Origin of the sequence: Arthrobacter sp., assembly GCF_048266065.1 — a bacterium.
In the GTDB taxonomy this organism is placed as follows: domain Bacteria; phylum Actinomycetota; class Actinomycetes; order Actinomycetales; family Micrococcaceae; genus Arthrobacter_H.
The window spans coordinates 86,785-106,621 of sequence record NZ_JBLXAH010000010.1 but is presented as its reverse complement, the minus strand read 5'-3'; the positions used below and the strand labels follow the sequence as shown (position 1 = coordinate 106,621).

Below are 19,837 nucleotides of genomic sequence, written 5' to 3'. Positions count from 1 at the left end.
TCGCGCCCCGCCGAGCCGTCGCCAGGTCGCGACGCAACGCCACGCTGCGTTGCCGAGCGGTGCGAGGCCTATCGGCACACGGACAGGATGCCGGCCGCGAGCGCTCAGCCTGCGAGGGGTCCGTCGCAGAGGAGAGCGACGTCGGTGTCGGGCAGAGCCGTGAGGCCAGCGCATCGCGCGACCACCAGAACCGAACAGCCCCTGCCCTGCGTTTCCGCAGGTCAGGGGCTGTTCGCCGGAGCCGCCTGTCGGAATCGAACCGACGACCGAATCACGTCGGCTTTGCGTCTATCGCTTGATGCGCCCACTGGGCGAACGAGCCGCTGACCTGCGCAAACGCCGAGCGTGGGGGACGCCGCCATCCGGTGGTGACCGACGACGACCGACCAGTACCGACCGTTTCACCGGAGCTTGCGGCGGCGTCGAAGCCGAGCAAGCTCCATTCCTTTAGCTCACCGCGCCCTCCTCCTCGCCGGTCCCGTCGTCGTCGAAGACGTTTCAGGGGTCTTCTCAGATGACTGTGTAGGTCGGCCGGGCGCGTCGGTCCGCAGATAGACGTCGAGGTCTCCCGACGACGGAGGTTCCTACGCCATCCATCCGAAAGACCTCGACGTGTCCGACGCTACCCCGCCGGCCGGCTTCGAGCGCCCTGACCTGACCGCCTTCGCTCGACTCGACGGCCTCGGTCTGAGCGTGACCGGACAACGACTTGAACCGGATCGTGCGGTCCTCGCGTGCCGCGTGGTGGAACCAGATCAGTGGTGCCGACGGTGCGGCAGCGAAGGCGCTGCTCGTGACACCGTGATCCGGCGGTTGGCCCACGAGCCGCTGGGCTGGCGACCGACCGTGCTGGAAGTTGTAGTGCGCCGCTACCGCTGTGCCGACTGCGGACACGTGTGGCGCCAAGACACCAGCGCCGTGGCGGAGCCACGCGCGAAGCTCTCGCGCACCGGGCTGCGGTGGACGCTGGAAGGGATCGTGGTCGCACACCTCACCGTCGCCCGTGTCGCCGAGGGACTCGGGGTCGCGTGGGACACCGCCAACAACGCGGTCCTGGCTGAAGGCAAGCGGCTGCTGATCAACGACCCCACGCGGTTTGTGGGCGTGAAGGTCATTGGCGTCGATGAGCACGTCTGGCGCCACACCAGGCGTGGCGACAAGTACGTCACCGTGATCATCGACCTCACCCCGGTCCGCGATGGCGCCGGCCCAGCAAGGCTGCTGGACATGGTCGAGGGCCGGTCGAAGGCGGCGTTCAAGACCTGGCTCGCCGACCGCGACGACGCCTTCCGTGACGCGGTCGAGGTGGTCGCGATGGACGGCTTCACCGGGTTCAAGACCGCCGCTGCAGAGGAGATCCCGGACGCGGTCACGGTGATGGATCCCTTCCACGTCGTGCGCCTGGCCGGTGACGCCCTCGACAGGTGCCGGCGCCGGGTCCAACTCGCGATCCACGGGCACCGTGGGTTCAGGGACGACCCGCTCTACAAGTCGCGGCGCACGCTGCACACCGGCGCGGACCTGCTCACCGACAAGCAGAGCGACAGGCTACGCGCGCTGTTCGTTGATGACGCTCACGTCGAGGTCGAGGCGACCTGGGGTGTCTACCAGCGCATGATCGCCGCCTATCGCCACGAGGACCGGCAACGTGGCCGCGAGCTCATGGAGAAGCTGTTCACCGACCTCAGCGCCGGCGTCCCCAAGGTGCTCACCGAGCTCACCACCCTGGGCCGGACCCTGAAGAAGCGAGCCGCTGACGTGCTCGCCTACTTCGAACGACCCGGCACCAGCAACGGGCCGACCGAGGCGCTCAACGGACGGCTCGAACACCTGCGCGGCTCCGCACTCGGGTTCCGCAACCTGACCAACTACATCGCCCGAAGCCTGCTCGAGACCGGCGGCTTCAGACCCCAACTCCTACACCCCCGATTGGGATGAGCCGTATTACTGGACCAGGTGCCGGCCCTTGCCGATCAGATCCATCCCGTTCGCCCGGAAGAAGGCGGACGCACCGGGGGTCGAAGCGGCCAACAGCTGGTCCGGACTCCCGATGGACCCCAGCGGTCGCGCCAGGGCAGCCAACAAGGCGGTGCCGACACCCTGCCGCCTCGAGGACGGCCCCACGGCCAGCGCATGGACGGACACGTCGCCTCCGTCGTGCCGGTAGGCCATTCCCCGCCCGGCCAATTCACCGGTCCGCGTGCGGGCCACCGCGTGCTCGATGTGCCCGGGATCGACGATGGCGAGCTCGTCATGGTCGGGGCCGGTGGCTTCGGGCAGGTCCGGCGTCAACTGGACGGCTCCGTCCCAGCCGTGCCGTTGGCTGGCCTCCGCGGCAACGTCGTCGAACCCCCCGGCGTGCCAGAACACCGGCGGGGCGTCGCGGAACCCCAGGTCCACCAGGGCGGTGTCCCGTGCGGCGGCGTTGAGCCAGACATGGACCTCGCGCGCACCCAGCCGGGCACCTTCGGCCAGCCCGGGGCGAAGGCCCGCAGCCTCCGGACGGGCGGGAAAGAGCAGCACCAGGCGCTCCCTGCTGGGCTGCCACACCCACTGGCATCCGTGGGTGGTGAACTCGCGGCCACCGGTCGCCGCCGCGAGCGAGCGGTTCCAGTCGGCAAAGGCGGCCTGCGCGCCGGCAATGGTCGTCACCGGGCGGCCGCATCGAGTCCGCGACGCACGAGCAGGGGCTCGAGCCGCGCCGGGCGGCCCCGGAAGTCCTCGTACGACTCCAGGGGGTCGCGGGTGTTGCCGCGGGCGAGCAGCCCGGCACGGAATCGGTCGCCGTTCTGCCGGGTCCCCCCTCCATGCTCCGCGAACCATTCCACCGTGTCGGCGTCGAGCACTTCGCTCCAGATGTAGGAGTAGTACCCGGCCGAATATCCGCCGTCGAAGATGTGCTTGAAGTAGCCGGTGCGGTAGCGCGGGGGGACGACGTCGGGATCGAAACCGGCCTCGCGCAGTGCCCGGTCCTCGAACTCCAGCGGATCGCCCGGGTCCTCCCCGGGGGCCAGCGAGTGCCAGGCGAGGTCGAGGACCGCAGCCGCGAGGTACTCGGTGGTGGCAAAACCCTCGCCCCAGAGTCCGGCGGCGTGGATCCGGTCCAACGCGCCGTCGGGCAGCGCCTCGCCGGTCTCGACATGGCGGGCGTAGCCGGCGATCAGTTCCTCGTCGTACTGCCACATCTCGTTGACCTGCGAGGGGTATTCCACGAAGTCGCGGGGGACCGCGGTGCCGGCCAGCGACGGGTAGACCCCGTCGGCGAAGAGCCCATGCAGGGCATGTCCGAACTCATGGAAGAGGGTGCGGACCTCGTCGAGGGTGAGCAACGCGGGTTGGCCGTCGGCCGGTGCCGGGATATTGAGGTTGTTGGTGACCACGGGCCGCTCCCCGAACAGCGAGGCGCCCACCCGGATGCTGTTCATCCACGCGCCCCCGGCCTTGGTCGGGCGGGCGAAGTAGTCGCCGAGGAACAAGCCCAGGGCGCTGCCATCGGCGTCGGAGACCTCCCAGACGCGGACGTCCGGGTGGTACACCGGCAGGTCGTGCCGTTCGGTGAACCCGATGCCATACAACCGGGTGGCCGCCGCGAAGACGCCACCGTGGATGACCCGGTCCAGCTCGAACCAGGGCTTCAGGGCTGCGGCATCGACCGCGTAGCGCTCGCGGTGGACGCGGGCGGAGAAGTAGGCGCGGTCCCACGGGGCCACGACGCCTCCGGCGACCTCGGCCATGACGGCCGCTTCCGTGGCGGCATTGGCCACCGCCGGCGGGACCAGTGCCGCGAGGCGTTCGCGGACCGCCTCCAGCGACGGGGCGGTCTGTGCCTCGAGCACGGAGGCCGCGTGGTTCGGGTACCCGAGCAGGCCGGCCCGTTCGGCACGCAATCGGGCCATCGACGCGGCCAGGTCCAGGGTGCGGTGCTGCCCGTCCTGCCCCCGGCCGATGGAGGCCTCGAAGAGCCGCCGGCGTGATGCTGCGTTTTCCAGGCGGGCCAGTGCCGGCTGGTGGGTGGGCAGGACCAGCGTGAGGAGGTAGCCGCCGTCGTGCCCTGCCTGGGTTGCGGCGCGGGCGGCGGAGGCGATCTCGGCCTCGGAGAGCCCGTCCAGCTCCGCGGCATCCCCGAAGAGCACTGCCGCGTCGTTCATCCCGGCGAGCAGTGCGGTGGAATACCGGGTGGACAGTGCCGAGATCTCCGCGTTGAGCCCGCGCAGGCGCGCTTTCCCCGCGGCATCTAGGCCCGCCCCGGCGCGGCGGAAGGCCCGCAGGGTTTCCCCGCTGAGCCGTTCCTGCTCGCCCTCGAGACCTCCGGCCGAGTCGACCGCCTCCAGGCGCGCATACAGTGCGCCATTCAGGTGCAGCGCGTCGCCGTGTTCGGTCAGCAGGGCCTGGATCCCCCCGTCCGCATCGACGATGTCGGGGGTGCCGTGGGAGGGCTTGACGTTGGAAAAGGCCATGACCGCCCGGCGCAGGGTCTCGCCGCTGGCCTCGAAGGCCTCCGTGGTGTTGGCAAACGTGGGGTCCTCGTTCGAGGAGGTGATCGCGTCGATGGCCGCGAGCTGCTCCGCGATGCCGGCCCGCACCGCGTCGACGTAGTCCCGCGCCGTCAGCGTGTCAAAAGCGGGCATCTCGAACGGCAACTGGCTGGCGGAGAGCAGGGGATTGTTCATGAAGGCAGTTTTTCACACCTGGGGCCCGGGCGCGACGCATAACATCAAGGCATGACATCCACCGGGGAGACGACGCGTGGCCGGACCGGACGGCGGCTGGCGGCACGACAACTGGCAGCAGCCGGCGCCATGATCCTGGTGTTGGCCGGCTGCACGCCAGCCGGTGGCCCCGCCGAGACACCGGGGACCAGCACGTCCCCGACCGTTCCTGCCACCACTGACGCTGCGCCGGGGTCCGATGCCGCGTCTTCCCCGACCTCATCCTCGCCGTCCGCCGCGGCCACCTCGACGAACACGGAGCGGGTCTCGGTCGTCGTCACCGGCGACGTCCTGCTGCATCCGCCCCTGTGGAAGCAGGCCCGCGCCGATGGCACGGCTGCCGACCCGGACTTCCGGTCCTTGTTGGCCGGTCTGGCCCCCTACCTGGACGACGCCGATCTGGCCGTCTGCTCCCTGGAGACCCCGGTCGGCGACGCCGACGGCCCGTACAGCGGCTATCCGTCCTTCGTCGTTCCGCCGCAGATCCTCCCGGCCCTGAAGGCCACCGGCTACGACGCCTGCACCACCGCCACCAACCACGCCGTCGACGGCGGAACCCCGGGACTGCTGCGCACCCTCGACGGGCTCGACAAGGCCGGACTACGGCACACCGGAACCTACCGCAGCGCGGCGGAAGCGGCCCGGCCGTTGATCCTGGAGGCCGGGGGAGTGCGGGTCGGTCTGGTCACCGGCACGTACGGACTCAACGGACTGCGGGCCGACACCGGCTGGCGGGTCGACCTCATCGACACCGGGCACATGATCGCCCAGGCGAAGAAGGCACGAAAGGCAGGTGCCGACGTCGTCCTCGCCGGTTTCCATGCCGGTCAGGAGTATTCACAACGGCCCACCGCCGACCAGCGCTCCACCGCCCACACCCTGGCGGAAAGCGGGGCCTTCGACTTCGTGTACTCGCACCACACCCACTCCGTGTTGCCCCTGGAAAAGCACGACGGCGTCTGGATCGCCTATGGGCTGGGCAACAGCGTCTCCGCCCACGCAACGGATCTGGCGGTCAATCGGGAGGGCGTGAGCCTGAAGCTGGACTTCATCCGGAGCGGCGCCTCGTGGAAAACGGCGCCACCCCGCTGGGCGGCAGACATCATGGCGCAGGACCCCGTGCGCTGGTGTGCGCTGCCGGCGACGACACCGTGCACCACGGCCGACGGGGACGCCGCATCGCTGAAACGCACCCGCACCACCCTCAACGCCCTGGGCGCTGAGAAGGACGGTGCAAGGCCCTGGCACCCCGGAGACCGCTGATCCTGCCCCCGCCGGTGGGCGGGCCGAAGACGCGGCGTGTCGCCGGACGCACGGCGGGGCGCCGCGTCGAACTATGCTGGAGCGTCCCCATGTCCCGGCCGCCCCGGCGCGGCCCGATCCCCGGTATGTGCCGGAAGAGGCGGTTGTGCATGCTCACAGTTGGTGTCCTGGCCCTGCAGGGGGACGTGCGCGAACACGTTGCGGCCCTCCAGTCCTGCGGTGCGCGGGCCGTTCCGGTCCGCCGCCCGGACGAGCTGGCCGGACTCGACGGGCTGGTGCTGCCGGGCGGGGAATCGACCACCATCGACAAGCTCGCCCGGATGTTCGGCGTCGCCGAGCCGTTGAAGGAACGCATCGCAGACGGGTTCCCGGTCTACGGATCCTGCGCCGGACTGATCCTGCTGGCCGAGCGCATCCTCGACCCCGCCACCGACAGCCGGGGCGCTGCCCAACAGAGCTTCGGCGGGATCGACATGAGCGTGCGCCGCAATGCGTTCGGCCGTCAGGTCGAATCGTTCGAGACCGACCTGGACTTCGCCGGGCTCGAGTCGTTGCCACGACCGGCAGGCGGATCGGCCGACGTCCCGCCCGAGCCGGTGCACGCCGTATTCATCCGCGCCCCGTGGGTCGAAAGCGTCGGCGACGGCGTCCAGGTCCTGGCCTCCGTCCAGGTCCCCGCGGCCGGCCCCGGCACGGATTCGGGAACTGACAGTAGAATCGTTGCAGTACGTTCGGGATCGCTGCTGGCCACCTCCTTCCACCCGGAGGTCACGGGGGAGCGCCGGATCCACGAACTTTTCATCCAGCTGATCAAGGGAGAAGCGTAAGCATGTCAGGCCACTCCAAATGGGCAACGACCAAGCACAAAAAGGCAGTCATCGATTCGCGACGTGCCAAGTCGTTCGCCAAGCTCATCAAGAACATCGAAGTCGCCGCACGTGCCGGTGGTGCCGACATGGCCGGCAATCCGGCACTGGAAGTCGCCGTTTCCAAGGCGAAGAAGACCTCGGTCCCCAATGACAACATCGACCGCGCCGTCAAACGCGGTGCAGGGCTCACCGGCGAGGTCATCGACTACGCCGAGATCATCTACGAGGCCCGTGGCCCCCAGGGGTCGGCACTGCTGATCGAGTGCCTGACCGACAACAAGAACCGGGCCGCCTCCGAGGTGCGCCTGGCCATCACCCGCAGCGGCGGCACCGTCGCCGACCCGGGTTCGGTCGCCTACCTCTTCGCCCGCAAGGGAGTCGTCTCGCTGCCCAAGAAGGACCTGACCGAAGACGACATCCTCCTGGCGGTCCTCGAGGCCGGCGCCGACGAGGTCAAGGAATCCGGGGACAACTTCGAGATCCACTCGGAGCCGACCGACCTGCGCGCCGTGGTCACCGCCCTGGAGGAAGCGGGCATCGAGTACGAGTCCGACGAGGTCGAGTTCGTCCCCTCCATGCAGGTGGACCTCGACGCCGACGCGGCCCGCAAGTTCCTCAAGCTGGCCGACGCGCTGGAGGACCTGGACGACGTGCAGAACGTCTACTCCAACGCGGATCTGTCACCCGAGGTCATGGCCGAGCTCGAAGCGGACGACTAGCACCGCGTGGCATTGCGTGTGGTCGGTGTCGACCCCGGCCTGACCCGTTGCGGGCTGGCCGTCGTCGACATCGAACCCAACCGCCGGGCCACCCTGGTCGATGTCACCGTCGTCGGCACGACCCCGGACACCCCCCTGGACCAGCGGCTGCTGGCCATCGCGGAGGGCATCGACGCGTGGCTGGAGAGGCACAGCCCGGACGTGTTGGCCGTCGAGCGGGTCTTCAGCCAGCTCAACGTCAGCACCGTCATGGGCACCGCCCAGGCGTCGGGCATCGTCATCGTCGCCGCAGCGCGCCGGGGCATCCCGGTGGCCCTGCACACGCCCACGGAGGTCAAGGCGGCGGTCACCGGCAGCGGACAGGCCAACAAGGCGGCCGTTGGCAAGATGGTCGCCAAGATCCTGCGCCTCGATGCGCCGCCCGCACCCGCAGATGCTGCGGATGCCGCGGCGTTGGCCATCACCCACGGTTGGCGCGGTGCCGTCCCCGGCGCCCAGACCTCGGCGGGTGTCAGTGGAGGTTCCAGCGGTTTGACGGCAGCCCAGCGGGCCTGGGCCGCCGCCGAGGCGGCCGCCCGGGCGCCGCGTGCACCGCGTCGCTGACCCGGTGCCGGCCCGCGAACGGGTAGGCTATTCGTAGATATGTTCGGATGCCCCGGTCGGGCGCCGAGACCAGGACGACGCCGGAGGAAGGCATTTCATGATCAGTTCCCTGAGCGGCGTGGTCACGCATGTGGCCCTGAACAGTGCGGTCATCGACGTCTCCGGGTTCGGGATGCTCATCCAGGCGACCCCGCAGACCCTCGCCGGGCTGCACGTGGGGCGCGACGCCCTGGTGCACACCTCCATGGTGGTCCGTGAGGATTCGATGACATTGTTCGGCTTCGCCACGCCGGGGGAGCGGGAGGTCTTCGAGGTGCTGCTCTCCGTCGCCGGCGTCGGACCACGCCTGGCCCTGGCCGTGCTGGCGGTGCATACCCCGGAGGACGTGCGTGTCGCGGCCTCCAGCGGCGATACCAAGGCCTTCACCCGGGTCCCGGGCATCGGCCCCAAGGGCGCCCAACGCATCGTGTTGGAACTGGCCGGCAAACTCGCACCCACCGGCGAGGCAACCACCTCCACACCGGCCGTCGCCGTCCCGATCTGGAAGGAACAGGTCCTGCAGGCCCTGGTTGGCCTCGGCTGGACGGAAAAGGACGCGGACAAGGCATTGGCTGCCACCGCCCAGGCCGAGCCCGAGCTCGTCGCGGCGGGCCAGGTCGGGGATATCCTCAAATCCGTCCTGCGCGACTTGGGCCGCGGGGCCTCGGTCGGCGGACGCTAGGCTACGACCATGTCCGAGAACCAGCAGATCACCGCCTCGACCTCGGAGCCGGAGGAACGCGCCCTCGAGGCGGCGTTGCGCCCCAAGAACCTGCACGACTTCGTCGGCCAGGCCCGGGTCCGCCAGCAGCTTTCCCTGGTCCTGGAGGCGTCGAAGATCCGCGAACGCTCGGCAGACCACGTCCTGCTGTCGGGCCCTCCGGGCCTGGGCAAGACCACGCTGGCGATGATCATCGCCGCGGAGATGAACGCCCCCCTGCGCATCAGCTCCGGACCGGCCATCCAGCACGCCGGGGACCTGGCCGCCATCCTCTCGTCCCTGACGGAAGGCGAAGTCCTCTTCCTCGATGAGATCCATCGCATGAGCCGTCCCGCCGAGGAGATGCTCTACATGGCAATGGAGGACTTCCGTGTCGACATCGTCGTCGGCAAGGGAGCCGGTGCGACGGCCATCCCGCTGGACCTTCCGCCGTTCACGCTCGTCGGCGCCACCACCCGTGCCGGCCTGTTGCCCGGCCCGTTGCGCGACAGGTTCGGATTCACCGGTCATCTCGAGTTCTATTCCACCGATGAACTGGAACTGGTGCTGCGCCGCTCGGCGATGTTGATGGACATGTCGGTCAATTCGGCGGCCTTCGCCGAGATTGCCATGCGATCGCGGGGAACGCCTCGAATTTCGAACCGTCTGCTGCGGCGGGTCAGGGACTGGGCGCTGGTGCACGGCATCGAGCAAATCGATGCCCGGTCGGCATCTGCCGCCCTGGACATGTATGAGGTCGACTCCCGTGGCCTGGACCGGCTGGACCGCAACGTCCTGACTGCCTTGTGCACCAAATTCGGGGGAGGGCCCGTCGGCCTGTCGACCCTCGCCATCGCCGTCGGGGAGGAAACCGAAACGGTCGAAACCGTCGCGGAACCATATCTGGTCCGTGAGGGCCTGCTCGGGAGGACCCCCCGCGGCCGCATTGCCATGCCCGCTGCCTGGGAACACCTCGGCCTCACCGTGCCGGCCGACGCCCCGCTCAACGAGGGTGCGGCCAGCCAATTCGGACGCCAGGTGCCCGCCCCGGAGGACGAATTCGACGCCTGAGGGCAGCTGATTCGACGGGCGTTGTGAGGTGCCGGTCACTGAATGTCCAGTATCGACCTATACAATGAGTACTTGCCCTCCAGTGCGCCCTCTAGCCAGCGTGCACGGAAGCCCCAAGAACAGAAACAGGTAGTAACCCTTGACCTCCACGATATTGGCCCAGGCTGGCGCAAAATCAGGCTTCGATCCGATGACCCTCATCCTCATCCTGGCGTTCGCCTTCCTCATCTTCATGATGTTCCGCGGTCGCAAGAAGGCACAGAAGCAGCAGCAGCAGCTGCGCTCGCAACTGGAGCCGGGCTCGGAGGTCATGACGAACTTCGGCCTCTTCGGCACTGTGCTCTCGATCAACCCCGATGACAACAAGGTCACCTTGGAACTGTCGCCGGGCAACACGGCCACGGTGCATTCCCAGGCCATCGCCAAGGTCGTGCCGGTAGCCTCCGCCGAGTCCGTCGACGAGGCACCCGCCTCGGAGCCCGACGCCGCCGAGACTCCGGAGGAGACGCTCCGCCGCCTCGACAACGACGGCAAGAACCAGAACGACTAAGTGCATCGCGGCGTCGGTCCCCTGGGGGGGACCGACGCCGCGTTCTGCCGTACTTCGATGCCTTCCGCGGTGTCTTGAGCAGAAAGTCCCATCATGACTAAGACTGGCCCGATCAGACACGCCCGCCGCGCGCTGCTGTGGCTCGGCGTGATCATCATCGCGCTGTCGGCGGTGCTGGTTTCCGGCATTGCCACCAACCACGCAACCTTCGCACCCAAGCTCGCCCTCGACCTCGAGGGCGGAACGCAGATGATCCTCTCCCCGAAGGTCCAAGGTGGAGCCGCCATCAACCAGGACCAGCTCGATCAGGCGGTCAAGATCATCCGCCAACGTGTCGACGGTTCCGGTGTCTCCGAAGCAGAGATCACCACGCAGTCGGGACGCAACGTCGTTGTCTCGATGCCCGGTGTTCCCGATGAGAAGACCCGGGAACTGATCCAGGCGTCCGCGAACATGGAGTTCCGTCCTGTCATCCAAGCCGGTAGCTGGGATGCCACGCCGAAGGACCAGCGCACCAAGGCCGCCGATCTGCCCAAGCCCACCAAGAAGCCGGCCAACGGGTCAGACACCAACTGGATCGATGCCGATCTCCAGAAGCGGTTCGAGGCCTACGACTGCACCGCGGAATTGGCCAAATCGGATATCGAATCGGCCGACCCCGACAAGCCGACCATCTCCTGCGATCCGGACCAGCATGTGAAGTACATTCTGGGTCCGGTGGCCATTCCGGGCACCGACATCGCCAATGCCACGTCGGGCATGCAGACCTCCCAGCAGGGCTTCAACACCGGCAAATGGGTGGTGAACCTCGAGTTCAACGGCCCGGGCACCACCAAGTTCCGTGAGGTCACCGAACGCCTGGTCAAGATGCAGGGTTCGCAGAACCAGTTCGCCATCGTCCTGGACGGCAAGGTCCTTTCCGCACCGACGACCAATGCCTTGATCGCCGACGGCAAGGCCGAGATCAGCGGCAACTTCACCGAGGAGTCCGCGAAGGCCCTGGCCGAGAAGCTCAAGTACGGCGCCTTGCCGATCAGCTTCGAGATCCAGAGCGATCAGCAGATTTCCGCAACGCTGGGCTCCGACCAGCTGCGGATGGGACTCATTGCCGGGCTCATCGGTCTGGCGCTGGTTGCCCTCTACTCGTTCTTCCAGTACCGGTTGCTCGGATTCGTCACCATCTTCTCCCTGGTGGTCGCGGGATTGCTGACCTATCTGGCGATCGTGCTGCTGGGGTGGGCGCAGAACTATCGGCTGTCCTTGGCCGGCATCGCCGGCATCATCGTCTCCATCGGCCTGACAGCCGACTCGTTCATTGTCTACTTCGAGCGAATCAGGGATGAACTCCGTGATGGCAGGAGCCTGCCGTCCGCCGTGGAAACCGGGTGGAAGCGGGCCAAGCAGACGATCATCGCCTCCAAGGCCGTGAACATGTTGGCCGCCGTCGTGCTGTACATCGTCGCGGTCGGCAACGTGAAGGGCTTCGCCTTCACATTGGGGCTGACGGCGATCGCCGACCTCATCGTCGTGTTCCTGTTCACGCACCCGACACTTCAGCTGCTCGCCAAGACCCGCTTCTTCGGGGAAGGGCACCGGCTCTCCGGGCTGGACCCGTCGCTGCTTGGCGCCGAGCCGCTCTACAAGGGAGCCGGTCGGCTCCGCGAATACCGTCCCACCCCGGAGTCCGGGAAGCGGAACGCCGGCGCATCCAAGGAAGCCGCCCGACGGCAGACGATCGCCGAACGACGGCAAGCTGCCCGCTCCGGCGCAGACCAGTCCTCCGCGACGAAGGAAAACGACAATGCCTAATCTCGCCACCTGGGGCAATGACCTCTACACCGGCCGGCGGTCCTATCCGTTCATCGCCAAACGCAATCTGTGGTTCGCCATTGCCGGGGCGCTGGTGCTCATCTCGATCATCATCCCCATCGCCAAGGGCGGCTTCAACCTGGGCATCGAGTTCAGGGGCGGCTCTGAATTCACCGTCTCGCAGGTCCAGCACACCGACATCAAGCCGGGTGAGGAGGCCGTCAAGGCCTCGGCCTCCGATCATGAGCCGACCGTGACGAACATTGCGGCGAACACCATGCGCATCCAGACCGACCGGCTCTCCAACGAGCAGACGTTGCAGGTGGCCGACGCCCTGGCCAGCGCCTACGGGGTATCCGCCTCGGAAGTGACCTCCTCGTTCGTGGGCCCGTCTTGGGGTGCCGATGTCTCCAAGCAGGCGTTCTGGGGCCTCATCGCGTTCGTCGTGCTGGTCGCGTTGCTGATGGCCATCTACTTCCGGACCTGGAAGATGTCGCTGGCGGCGATCATCGGGCTCTTCACGGTGGTCATCGTGACGGCAGGGATCTATTCGCTCTCGAACTTCGAGGTCACGCCCAGTGCGATCATCGGGTTCCTGACGATCCTGAGTTATTCGCTCTATGACACGGTCGTGGTCTTCGACAAGATCCGCGAAAACACGGCGCATACCTTTAACCAATCGGAGCGGACCTTCATCGAGCAGATCAACCTGGCCGTGAACCAGACGCTGGTCAGATCGATCAACACCTCGGTGGTGGCCGTTCTGCCGGTCGGCTCGATCCTGTTCATCGGTTCCTACCTGCTCGGCGCCGGCACCTTGAAGGACCTCTCACTGGCCTTGTTCGTCGGCATCATCGTGGGCACGTTGTGCACCATCTTTGTGCAGGCACCGCTCTATGCCGTCTTCCGCCATGCAGAGCCCGCGGTGCGCAAGCACAACGCCAAGGTCCTCGCCAAGCGGGGAGAGGCCTCCGTGTCCAAGGCCGCAACCGCCGGTTGAGGGAACGGCCGGGGTCGCATGTGACCCCGGAGCGCCACGGGTGCTATAACTTTGAATAATGGACGGGCCACGGTTGGGACTACCCAACCGTGGCCCACCGGCACCAGAGCCCGGACGCATGGAGCGAACGGCACCAGCGAGAGGAGCTGCCATGGCGGAACCCACAGCCCGGGCAGCGCGTGAGGCCGACGAAACGGCACCCACGCCCCCGCCCGCCCGACGCCGCGGCGGTACCATGTCGCGCCTGGCCAGGTTCGCCGGCCGGACCACGTCCGGGCAGCCCCCGATCCTGGAGCCATTGCTGCGCACGGTCCGCGCCAACAGCCCCCGCGAAGACCTGGATTTGATCACCCGCGCGTTCACCGTGGCAGAACGCTGCCATGAGAACCAGAAGCGCAAGAGTGGCGACCCCTACATCACCCATCCGGTCGCCGTGGCGACGATCCTGGCGGAGATGGGGATGACGGGTACGACGTTGGCGGCGGCACTGTTGCACGACACCGTCGAGGACACTGACTACTCCCTGGTTGACCTCAGCCGGGACTTCGGCGACGAGGTCGCCATGCTGGTCGACGGGGTCACGAAGCTGGACAAGGTCCAGTTCGGCGATGCCGCCCAGGCCGAGACCGTCCGGAAAATGGTCATCGCCATGGCCCGGGACATCCGGGTCCTGGTGATCAAGCTCGCCGACCGGCTGCACAATGCCCGCACCTGGCGGTATGTCTCACCGGAGTCCAGCGCCAAAAAAGCCAGGGAGACCTTGGAGATCTTCGCCCCGCTGGCCCACCGGCTGGGCATGAACACCATCAAGTGGGAACTCGAGGACCTCTCCTTTGCCGCCTTGCACCCCAAGGTCTACGAGGAGATCGTGCGCATGGTGGGGGACCGGACCCCCGAACGCGAAAAGTACCTGACCACTGTCAGGACCCTCATTGGCGAGGACCTGCACCAGGCGCGGATCAAGGCGACCATCACCGGACGCCCGAAGCACTACTACTCCATCTACCAGAAGATGGTCGTGCGTGGGAAGGAATTCGACGACATCCACGACCTCATGGGCGTCCGCGTCCTGGTCGACTCCGTCAGGGAATGCTACGCGACCCTGGGGAGCCTGCATGCGCGATGGAACCCGCTACCGGGGCGGTTCAAGGACTACATCGCCATGCCGAAGTACAACATGTACCAGTCGCTGCACACGACGGTCATCGGCCCCGGAGGCAAGCCGGTCGAAATCCAGATCCGCACGCACGACATGCACCGCCGTGCCGAATACGGCATTGCCGCCCACTGGAAATACAAGTCAGGGGCCGCCAAGACGAAGGCAGTCGGCCAGGACGGCCAGGACATGAACTGGCTGCGCAGCGTAATGGACTGGCAGCAAGAGACCCGCGATCCCAGTGAGTTCCTGGATTCGCTGCGCTTCGAGATCAACGCGGCCGAGGTCTTCGTCTTCACGCCCAAGGGCGAGGTCATGGCCCTGCCCGCCGGTTCGACGCCAGTGGACTTCGCCTACGCCGTCCACACCGAGGTCGGCCACCGCACCATCGGGGCCCGGGTGAACGGCAAACTGGTCCCGCTCAACAGCGAACTGCACCACGGCGACTGGGTCGAGGTCTTCACCTCCAAGGCCGAGGGAGCGGGTCCCAGCCAGGATTGGCAGGGATTCGTCAAGAGTCCGCGTGCCCGCAACAAGATCCGGCAGTGGTTCACGAAGGAACGCCGCGAAGAGGCCATCGACAAGGGCAAGGACCAGCTCACCCGCGCCCTGCGCAAGAACAACCTGCCACTGCAGAAGCTGATGACGCACGACACGCTCACCGCCGTCGCCCAGCAGTTGCGCCACAGCGACATCGCTGCGATGTATGCAGCCGTCGGCGACGGGCATACCTCGGCCCAGAACGTCATCGAACACCTCACGGCGCTGGTCGGCCCCGATCATCCCGACGAAGCCGACTTCGACGAGACACCGTCCTTCACCCCCGGGACATCCCGTCAGACCTCCGACGCCGGCGTGGTGGTCGCCGGCGCAGGTGATGTGATGGCCAAGCTGGCACGGTGCTGCACCCCGGTGCCCCCGGACGCCATCCGCGGGTTCGTCACGCGTGGATCGGGCATCTCGGTACACCGTGCCGATTGTGCGAACCTGCTCGCCCTGGGGGAGCACTCGGAGCGGCTCGTGGACGTGAAATGGGCCCCCACCCAATCCAGCGTGTTCCTCGTGGAGATCCAGGCCGAGGCCCTGGACCGCAAGTCCCTGCTGTCCGACGTGACCAAGGTGCTCTCCGACAACCAGGTGAACATCCTCTCGGCCAGCGTCGTCACCGGCCGTGACCGGGTGGCGATCTCCCGCTTCTCCTTCGAGATGGGCGACCCGAAGTACCTCAACCACATCCTCAATGCCGTCCGGCGCATCGATGGCGTCTACGACGTCTACCGGACCTCGGAGGGAAAGCGCAGGAGCTAGGGTACGGCGGCCAGATGTGGCAGACCGTGGACCAGGTCCAGGGCCGCGCGCTTGCCCGGGCGTCGCCCGGTCGCCTCGATCGCTGCCACGAGTTCTTCACGGTTGCAGGCGATGCGGCCGGTCCCGAGCATGCGTGCCAGGACCCGCCGGGCCGGACCCGGTGGCGCGTGGAAGGCCACATCGAGGGCAGTACGGACCGGTGTGGTCACCTGCATCCGACCGATTCTCAGGACGTCGTCATCGCCGAGCACGCACTCATGCAATGAGATGCCCAGGTCCCCGCGCCGCAACGGGAGCCGGTGGAACCTGGCCACCAGCAACTCCAGCTCCGCCGGCAGCGGGTGGCAACCGTGGACCCAGGCGGCCGTCAACCGGCCGATGACGGCCGCCTCGCGCAACCGTGGACCGAGAAACGAGGCAACAGCCGCCGTCCTGACCTCGGCCGTGTCGGGCCGGGCCGCGCAGACGTAGGCGCCTGGAAGGACGATCCGCAACGCACCCTCGGCCCGCAAAACGGCAAGTTCAGGTGCCGTGAAGGGTTCTCCCGGTTGGTAGATGGCGGTGTCGGACGGACCGGCCAGCAGCTCTGTCATGAACACACTCTGGCAAAGGCCGATCCGATGATAAAGGGCCCGCCACCAGTTGTGGATACTGGTGGCAGGCCCCTCACAGGTCCCGCCCTCGTCCGTGCGCGGCCCGGTGCTGGTCGCCCGGGCCCGACGGGATGCGCTCTACTCGAAGTCCTCCGCGGACTTCTGCAGCGTTTCAAGCCAGGCACGGCGGGCGGAGAGCGCCTCTTCGGCAGCGTGGATCTTGCGCTCGTTGCCGGAGGCCTTCGCAGTCTCCAGATCCGACTCGAGGTCGGCGATGGTGTCCTCGAGTTGGGAGAGCATGCTGTTCGTCCGGGCCTTCGTTTCCGGATTGGAACGACGCCACTTCTCGTCCTCGGCGTCGCGCAAGGCCTCTTCCACCGTCCGCATGCCACCCTCCATGCGCTGCATGGCCGAACGAGGCACCTTACCGGCGGCTTCCCACCGGTCGCGAATCGGCTCGAAGGCCTTCTTCGCGGCGGCCAGGTCCTTGATCGGCAACAGGGCGCGGGCCTCGGCCAGGATGGCCTCCTTGGTGGCCAGATTCGCCTCGAATTCCTGATCCAGTTCCTCATTGGCCTGGGACCGGGCGTTGAAGAAGACGTCCTGCGCCGCACGGAACCGTGCCCACAGGGCGTCATCATCCTTGCGGGAAGCGCGCTTGGAGGCCTTCCACTCGTCCATCAGCCGACGGTATTCCCCGGCGGTGGGTCCCCAATCCGTGGAGCCGGACAGTGCCTCGGCACGGGCAATGAGCTCTTCCTTGGCACGCTTGGCCTCCGAATTGTCGGCGTCCAGCTGGGAGAAGAAGGCCCGACGATGCCGGTCGAACGTGGTCCGGGCACCCCGGAAACGCTTCCAGAGTGCATCCTCGGTGGGCCGCCCCAGACGCGGCCCGTTCTTCTGGGCGGTCTTCCACAGGTCGAAGAGCTCGTTCATCCGGTTGCTGCCCTGCTTCCATTGCACGGAAGCCGGGTCCTGGGCGGCCAATGCCTCGGCCTCGGCGACGATGGCCTCACGGGCCGCGAGCTCCTTCGCCCTGTTGGCCTCCTGGGCCTGGCGTTCGGCCTTCTGGCGCTCGGCGACCTCGCCGCGGACGACATCCAGGCGCTGCTGCAGGGCCACCAGGTCCCCGACCATGATGCGCTCGGTGACCAGTTGCTGGAGGTGGTCCAGGGTCTTGTTCATGTCGGCGGACGGGGCCTGGGCGGCCACGCGCTGCTCCAACAGGAGCAGTTGGCTCACGACGTCGTCGTGCTTGCGGACGAAGTACGCCAGGGCCTCTTCGCGGGAGGCGTCGGGGTACTGCCCGACCGGGAATTCCTCGCCTTCGACCAGGACGAAGACATGGCCGTCGTCGGTGACGCGGCTGAACTTGGCGGCCTCGGCCGGGTCGCTGCTGTAGGCGGGCGGGGCGGGAACCACCGGGGTGGTGGGGGGCTGCTGGCCGGCGGTGGCCGTGGCCGGTGTCGGCTTGGCCGGCGGGTGGGGGACCGACCCGGGAGTGGGCATCGGCCGCGGCGTGGCGGCCGGCTTCGGGACCGGGGCGGGGCGGGGGGCCTCGGCGGGCGGAGCCGCTGTGTCCTCTGCCGCTGTGTCCTCCGCAGGTGTTTCCTCTGCCGGTGCCTCCTCCGCCGCGGGGGCGTTGGGCTCGACCGCTGCCGGGGCCGCGTCGTCGGGGGTTGCCGGGGCGTCAGTGGTTGCCGCGTCGCCGGTCACTGCCTCGGGCTGCTGGTCGTTGTCGTCGGATTGCTTGGAGCTGGTCACCGCTAGAACTCTTTCGTCGGGGATCGTCCCGGGAGTGCCCCGGGACCCATGTTTCCCCCGTCACTTTACCGAGTCGCCGCGGAAACACGGTAGTTTGCCACCGCCCGGGTCGCCGGGCCGGGATCGCACGGCCTAGAATTGTGCGGTCAGTGCCCGCTTCCCGACCCGTTTCCGGCGGTCCGGGGACGTGGCGCCCATGAACTTTCGCGAAGGAGCTCCACCCGATATGGCACGCAAGGCCTCCCTGTCCGGTTTCCCCGAATGGCTGCCCAACGAACGCCTGGTCGAGCTCCATGTGCTGGATACGCTCCGGCGCACCTTTGAACTGCATGGCTTTTCCAACATTGAGACCCGTGCCGTGGAAACCGTGGGCCAGCTGCTGCGCAAGGGCGAGATCGACAAGGAGGTCTACGGGCTCTCCCGCCTGCAGGCCGAGGAGGGCGAGGCAGCCGGTACCGACCCGAACGCGCTGGCCCTGCACTTCGACCTCACGGTGCCCTTCGCCCGCTACGTGGTGGAAAACGCCGGACACCTGGCCTTCCCCTTCCGGCGCTACCAGATCCAGAAGGTCTGGCGGGGCGAACGCCCCCAGGATGGCCGGTTCCGCGAGTTCACCCAGGCCGACATCGACGTCGTTGGCGACGGCGCCCTGCCCTTCCGCTACGACGTCGAACTGGCCCTGGTCATCGCCGACGCCCTGGGGTCGCTGCCGATCGGGGAGTTCACCGTCCGCGTGAACAACCGCAAGCTGGCCGAGGGCTTCTACCGCGGCCTCGGGTTGGAGGACACCGCTGCGGTGCTGCGCAGCATCGACAAGCTGGAGAAGATCGGTCCCGACAAGGTGGCCGAATTGCTCATCAGCGAAACGGGCGCCACCGAAGACCAGGCCCGGGCCGCCCTGGCCCTGGCCTCCATCCGGACCGCCGACACCTCCTTCGTCGAACAGGTCCGCGCCCTGGGCGTTCAGCACGAACTCCTGGACGAGGGCCTGGCCGAACTGACCGAGGTCATCGAGGCAGCCAGCCGGCGCGCGCCCGGCACCGTGGTCGCCGACCTGTCCATCGCCCGCGGACTGGACTACTACACCGGCACCGTCTACGAGACCGTGCTGGTCGGCCACGAGAAGCTCGGCTCCATCTGCTCGGGCGGACGCTACGAGTCGCTGGCCTCCAAGGGCAACCGGGTCTTCCCCGGCGTCGGGCTGTCCATCGGTGTCTCCCGCCTGGTCTCCCGGCTGCTGGCCGACGGCGGCCTGCAGGCGTCCCGGGACGTGCCCAGTGCCGTGCTGGTGGCACTGATCGACGACGACTCCTGGTACCAGGCGCAGGATGTCGCCACCGCCTTGCGGGCACGCGGCATCGCCGTGGAGGTCGCCGCCAAGGCCGAGAAGTTCGGCAAGCAGATCCGCTACGCTGACCGGCGCGGCATCCCCTTCGTCTGGTTCACCACAGCTGAGGGAACGCACGAGGTCAAGGACATCCGCAGCGGCGACCAGGTGGCCGCCGACCCGCAGTCCTGGACCCCACCCGCCGAGGACCTGCAGCCGGGAATCACCACCTCCTGACCCCCGATTGCCCCGGCGCCACCGGCTGCCGGTAAACTCCAAGGAAATCCACGAACCACAGCGCGTGCCGTGGCCCGGCCATCCGCCGGTTCGCACGCGAAGAACCCTTCGAAAGGACAT

The 19,837-nt window shown here is 67.8% G+C and carries 16 protein-coding genes; 12 read left to right on the top strand and 4 right to left on the bottom strand.

Annotation, left to right across the window (positions count from 1 at the left end; genetic code table 11):
* Positions 1 to 612 precede the first annotated feature (612 nt).
* Entirely contained in the window at positions 613 to 1,938 is a 1,326-nt protein-coding gene (locus ACN0TP_RS15660; protein ID WP_417220443.1) for an ISL3-like element ISPfr2 family transposase, read from the top strand.
* Positions 1,939 to 1,944: 6 nt separating this feature from the next.
* Here ACN0TP_RS15660 and ACN0TP_RS15655 read toward each other — a convergent pair whose 3' ends face one another.
* Both ACN0TP_RS15655 and ACN0TP_RS15650 read right to left on the bottom strand, forming a co-directional pair.
* The gene (locus ACN0TP_RS15655; RefSeq protein ID WP_417220441.1) at positions 1,945 to 2,652 is read right to left on the bottom strand and encodes a GNAT family N-acetyltransferase; all 708 of its coding nucleotides are present in this window, start codon (positions 2,650 to 2,652) and stop codon (positions 1,945 to 1,947) included.
* On the bottom strand, positions 2,649 to 4,670 hold the full coding sequence (locus ACN0TP_RS15650) for a M3 family metallopeptidase (protein WP_417220439.1): 2,022 nt from the start codon (positions 4,668 to 4,670) through the stop codon (positions 2,649 to 2,651). The genes ACN0TP_RS15655 and ACN0TP_RS15650 overlap by 4 nt, the downstream gene beginning before the upstream one ends.
* 51 nt (positions 4,671 to 4,721) lie before the next feature.
* Between ACN0TP_RS15650 and ACN0TP_RS15645 the strand changes: the two genes are divergently transcribed.
* From ACN0TP_RS15645 to ACN0TP_RS15600, 10 genes are all read left to right on the top strand, one after another.
* Complete coding sequence (locus tag ACN0TP_RS15645) at positions 4,722 to 5,972, top strand: CapA family protein (protein ID WP_417220438.1); 1,251 nt, start codon at positions 4,722 to 4,724, stop codon at positions 5,970 to 5,972.
* Positions 5,973 to 6,121: 149 nt separating this feature from the next.
* Positions 6,122 to 6,799 (top strand): pyridoxal 5'-phosphate synthase glutaminase subunit PdxT, encoded by a 678-nt coding sequence (gene pdxT / locus ACN0TP_RS15640; RefSeq protein WP_417220437.1) that lies wholly within the window; start codon positions 6,122 to 6,124, stop codon positions 6,797 to 6,799.
* Between the two features lie 2 nt (positions 6,800 to 6,801).
* Entirely contained in the window at positions 6,802 to 7,560 is a 759-nt protein-coding gene (locus ACN0TP_RS15635; RefSeq protein ID WP_417220436.1) for a YebC/PmpR family DNA-binding transcriptional regulator, read from the top strand.
* A 6-nt stretch (positions 7,561 to 7,566) separates the two neighbouring features.
* Entirely contained in the window at positions 7,567 to 8,163 is a 597-nt protein-coding gene (gene ruvC, locus ACN0TP_RS15630) for a crossover junction endodeoxyribonuclease RuvC (protein WP_417220434.1), read from the top strand.
* A gap of 97 nt (positions 8,164 to 8,260) precedes the next feature.
* A complete protein-coding gene (ruvA, locus tag ACN0TP_RS15625; protein ID WP_417220433.1) occupies positions 8,261 to 8,884 on the top strand; it encodes a Holliday junction branch migration protein RuvA in 624 nt (207 codons plus the stop codon).
* Positions 8,885 to 8,893: 9 nt separating this feature from the next.
* Positions 8,894 to 9,973: a Holliday junction branch migration DNA helicase RuvB gene (ruvB, locus tag ACN0TP_RS15620; protein WP_417220431.1), complete on the top strand. Its 1,080-nt coding sequence runs from the start codon at positions 8,894 to 8,896 to the stop codon at positions 9,971 to 9,973.
* A 190-nt stretch (positions 9,974 to 10,163) separates the two neighbouring features.
* On the top strand, positions 10,164 to 10,523 hold the full coding sequence (yajC, locus tag ACN0TP_RS15615; protein WP_417220429.1) for a preprotein translocase subunit YajC: 360 nt from the start codon (positions 10,164 to 10,166) through the stop codon (positions 10,521 to 10,523).
* A gap of 93 nt (positions 10,524 to 10,616) precedes the next feature.
* Positions 10,617 to 12,332, top strand: a complete 1,716-nt coding sequence (gene secD / locus ACN0TP_RS15610; RefSeq protein ID WP_417220428.1) for a protein translocase subunit SecD — start codon at positions 10,617 to 10,619, stop codon at positions 12,330 to 12,332.
* Positions 12,325 to 13,332, top strand: a complete 1,008-nt coding sequence (secF, locus tag ACN0TP_RS15605; RefSeq protein ID WP_417220426.1) for a protein translocase subunit SecF — start codon at positions 12,325 to 12,327, stop codon at positions 13,330 to 13,332. Before secD ends, secF begins: the two co-directional genes overlap by 8 nt.
* A 235-nt stretch (positions 13,333 to 13,567) precedes the next feature.
* On the top strand, positions 13,568 to 15,796 hold the full coding sequence (locus ACN0TP_RS15600) for a RelA/SpoT family protein (protein WP_417220465.1): 2,229 nt from the start codon (positions 13,568 to 13,570) through the stop codon (positions 15,794 to 15,796).
* Here ACN0TP_RS15600 and ACN0TP_RS15595 read toward each other — a convergent pair.
* Together ACN0TP_RS15595 and ACN0TP_RS15590 are read right to left on the bottom strand one after the other, a co-directional pair.
* Positions 15,793 to 16,389, bottom strand: a complete 597-nt coding sequence (locus ACN0TP_RS15595) for a hypothetical protein (protein ID WP_417220424.1) — start codon at positions 16,387 to 16,389, stop codon at positions 15,793 to 15,795. The genes ACN0TP_RS15600 and ACN0TP_RS15595 overlap by 4 nt on opposite strands.
* Before the next feature lie 138 nt (positions 16,390 to 16,527).
* Positions 16,528 to 18,153, bottom strand: coding sequence for a DUF349 domain-containing protein (locus ACN0TP_RS15590; RefSeq protein WP_417220422.1), 1,626 nt, complete (start codon positions 18,151 to 18,153; stop codon positions 16,528 to 16,530).
* A 226-nt stretch (positions 18,154 to 18,379) separates the two neighbouring features.
* Here ACN0TP_RS15590 and hisS point away from each other — a divergent pair, with 226 nt between their 5' ends.
* Positions 18,380 to 19,717: a histidine--tRNA ligase gene (hisS, locus tag ACN0TP_RS15585; protein ID WP_417220420.1), complete on the top strand. Its 1,338-nt coding sequence runs from the start codon at positions 18,380 to 18,382 to the stop codon at positions 19,715 to 19,717.
* Positions 19,718 to 19,837 lie beyond the last annotated feature (120 nt).

Bases quoted from the DNA above. Each gene is read 5' to 3' on its own strand.
- secF (WP_417220426.1), top strand. From the start codon at position 12,325: ATGCCTAATCTCGCCACCTGGGGCAATGACCTCTACACCGGCCGGCGG.
- hisS (WP_417220420.1), top strand. From the start codon at position 18,380: ATGGCACGCAAGGCCTCCCTGTCCGGTTTCCCCGAATGGCTGCCCAAC.
- ACN0TP_RS15600 (WP_417220465.1), top strand. From the start codon at position 13,568: ATGTCGCGCCTGGCCAGGTTCGCCGGCCGGACCACGTCCGGGCAGCCC.
- ACN0TP_RS15595 (WP_417220424.1), bottom strand. From the start codon at position 16,389: ATGACAGAGCTGCTGGCCGGTCCGTCCGACACCGCCATCTACCAACCG.
- ACN0TP_RS15650 (WP_417220439.1), bottom strand. From the start codon at position 4,670: ATGAACAATCCCCTGCTCTCCGCCAGCCAGTTGCCGTTCGAGATGCCC.
- ACN0TP_RS15635 (WP_417220436.1), top strand. From the start codon at position 6,802: ATGTCAGGCCACTCCAAATGGGCAACGACCAAGCACAAAAAGGCAGTC.
- yajC (WP_417220429.1), top strand. From the start codon at position 10,164: ATGACCCTCATCCTCATCCTGGCGTTCGCCTTCCTCATCTTCATGATG.
- pdxT (WP_417220437.1), top strand. From the start codon at position 6,122: ATGCTCACAGTTGGTGTCCTGGCCCTGCAGGGGGACGTGCGCGAACAC.
- ACN0TP_RS15645 (WP_417220438.1), top strand. From the start codon at position 4,722: ATGACATCCACCGGGGAGACGACGCGTGGCCGGACCGGACGGCGGCTG.
- ruvA (WP_417220433.1), top strand. From the start codon at position 8,261: ATGATCAGTTCCCTGAGCGGCGTGGTCACGCATGTGGCCCTGAACAGT.
- secD (WP_417220428.1), top strand. From the start codon at position 10,617: ATGACTAAGACTGGCCCGATCAGACACGCCCGCCGCGCGCTGCTGTGG.
- ruvB (WP_417220431.1), top strand. From the start codon at position 8,894: ATGTCCGAGAACCAGCAGATCACCGCCTCGACCTCGGAGCCGGAGGAA.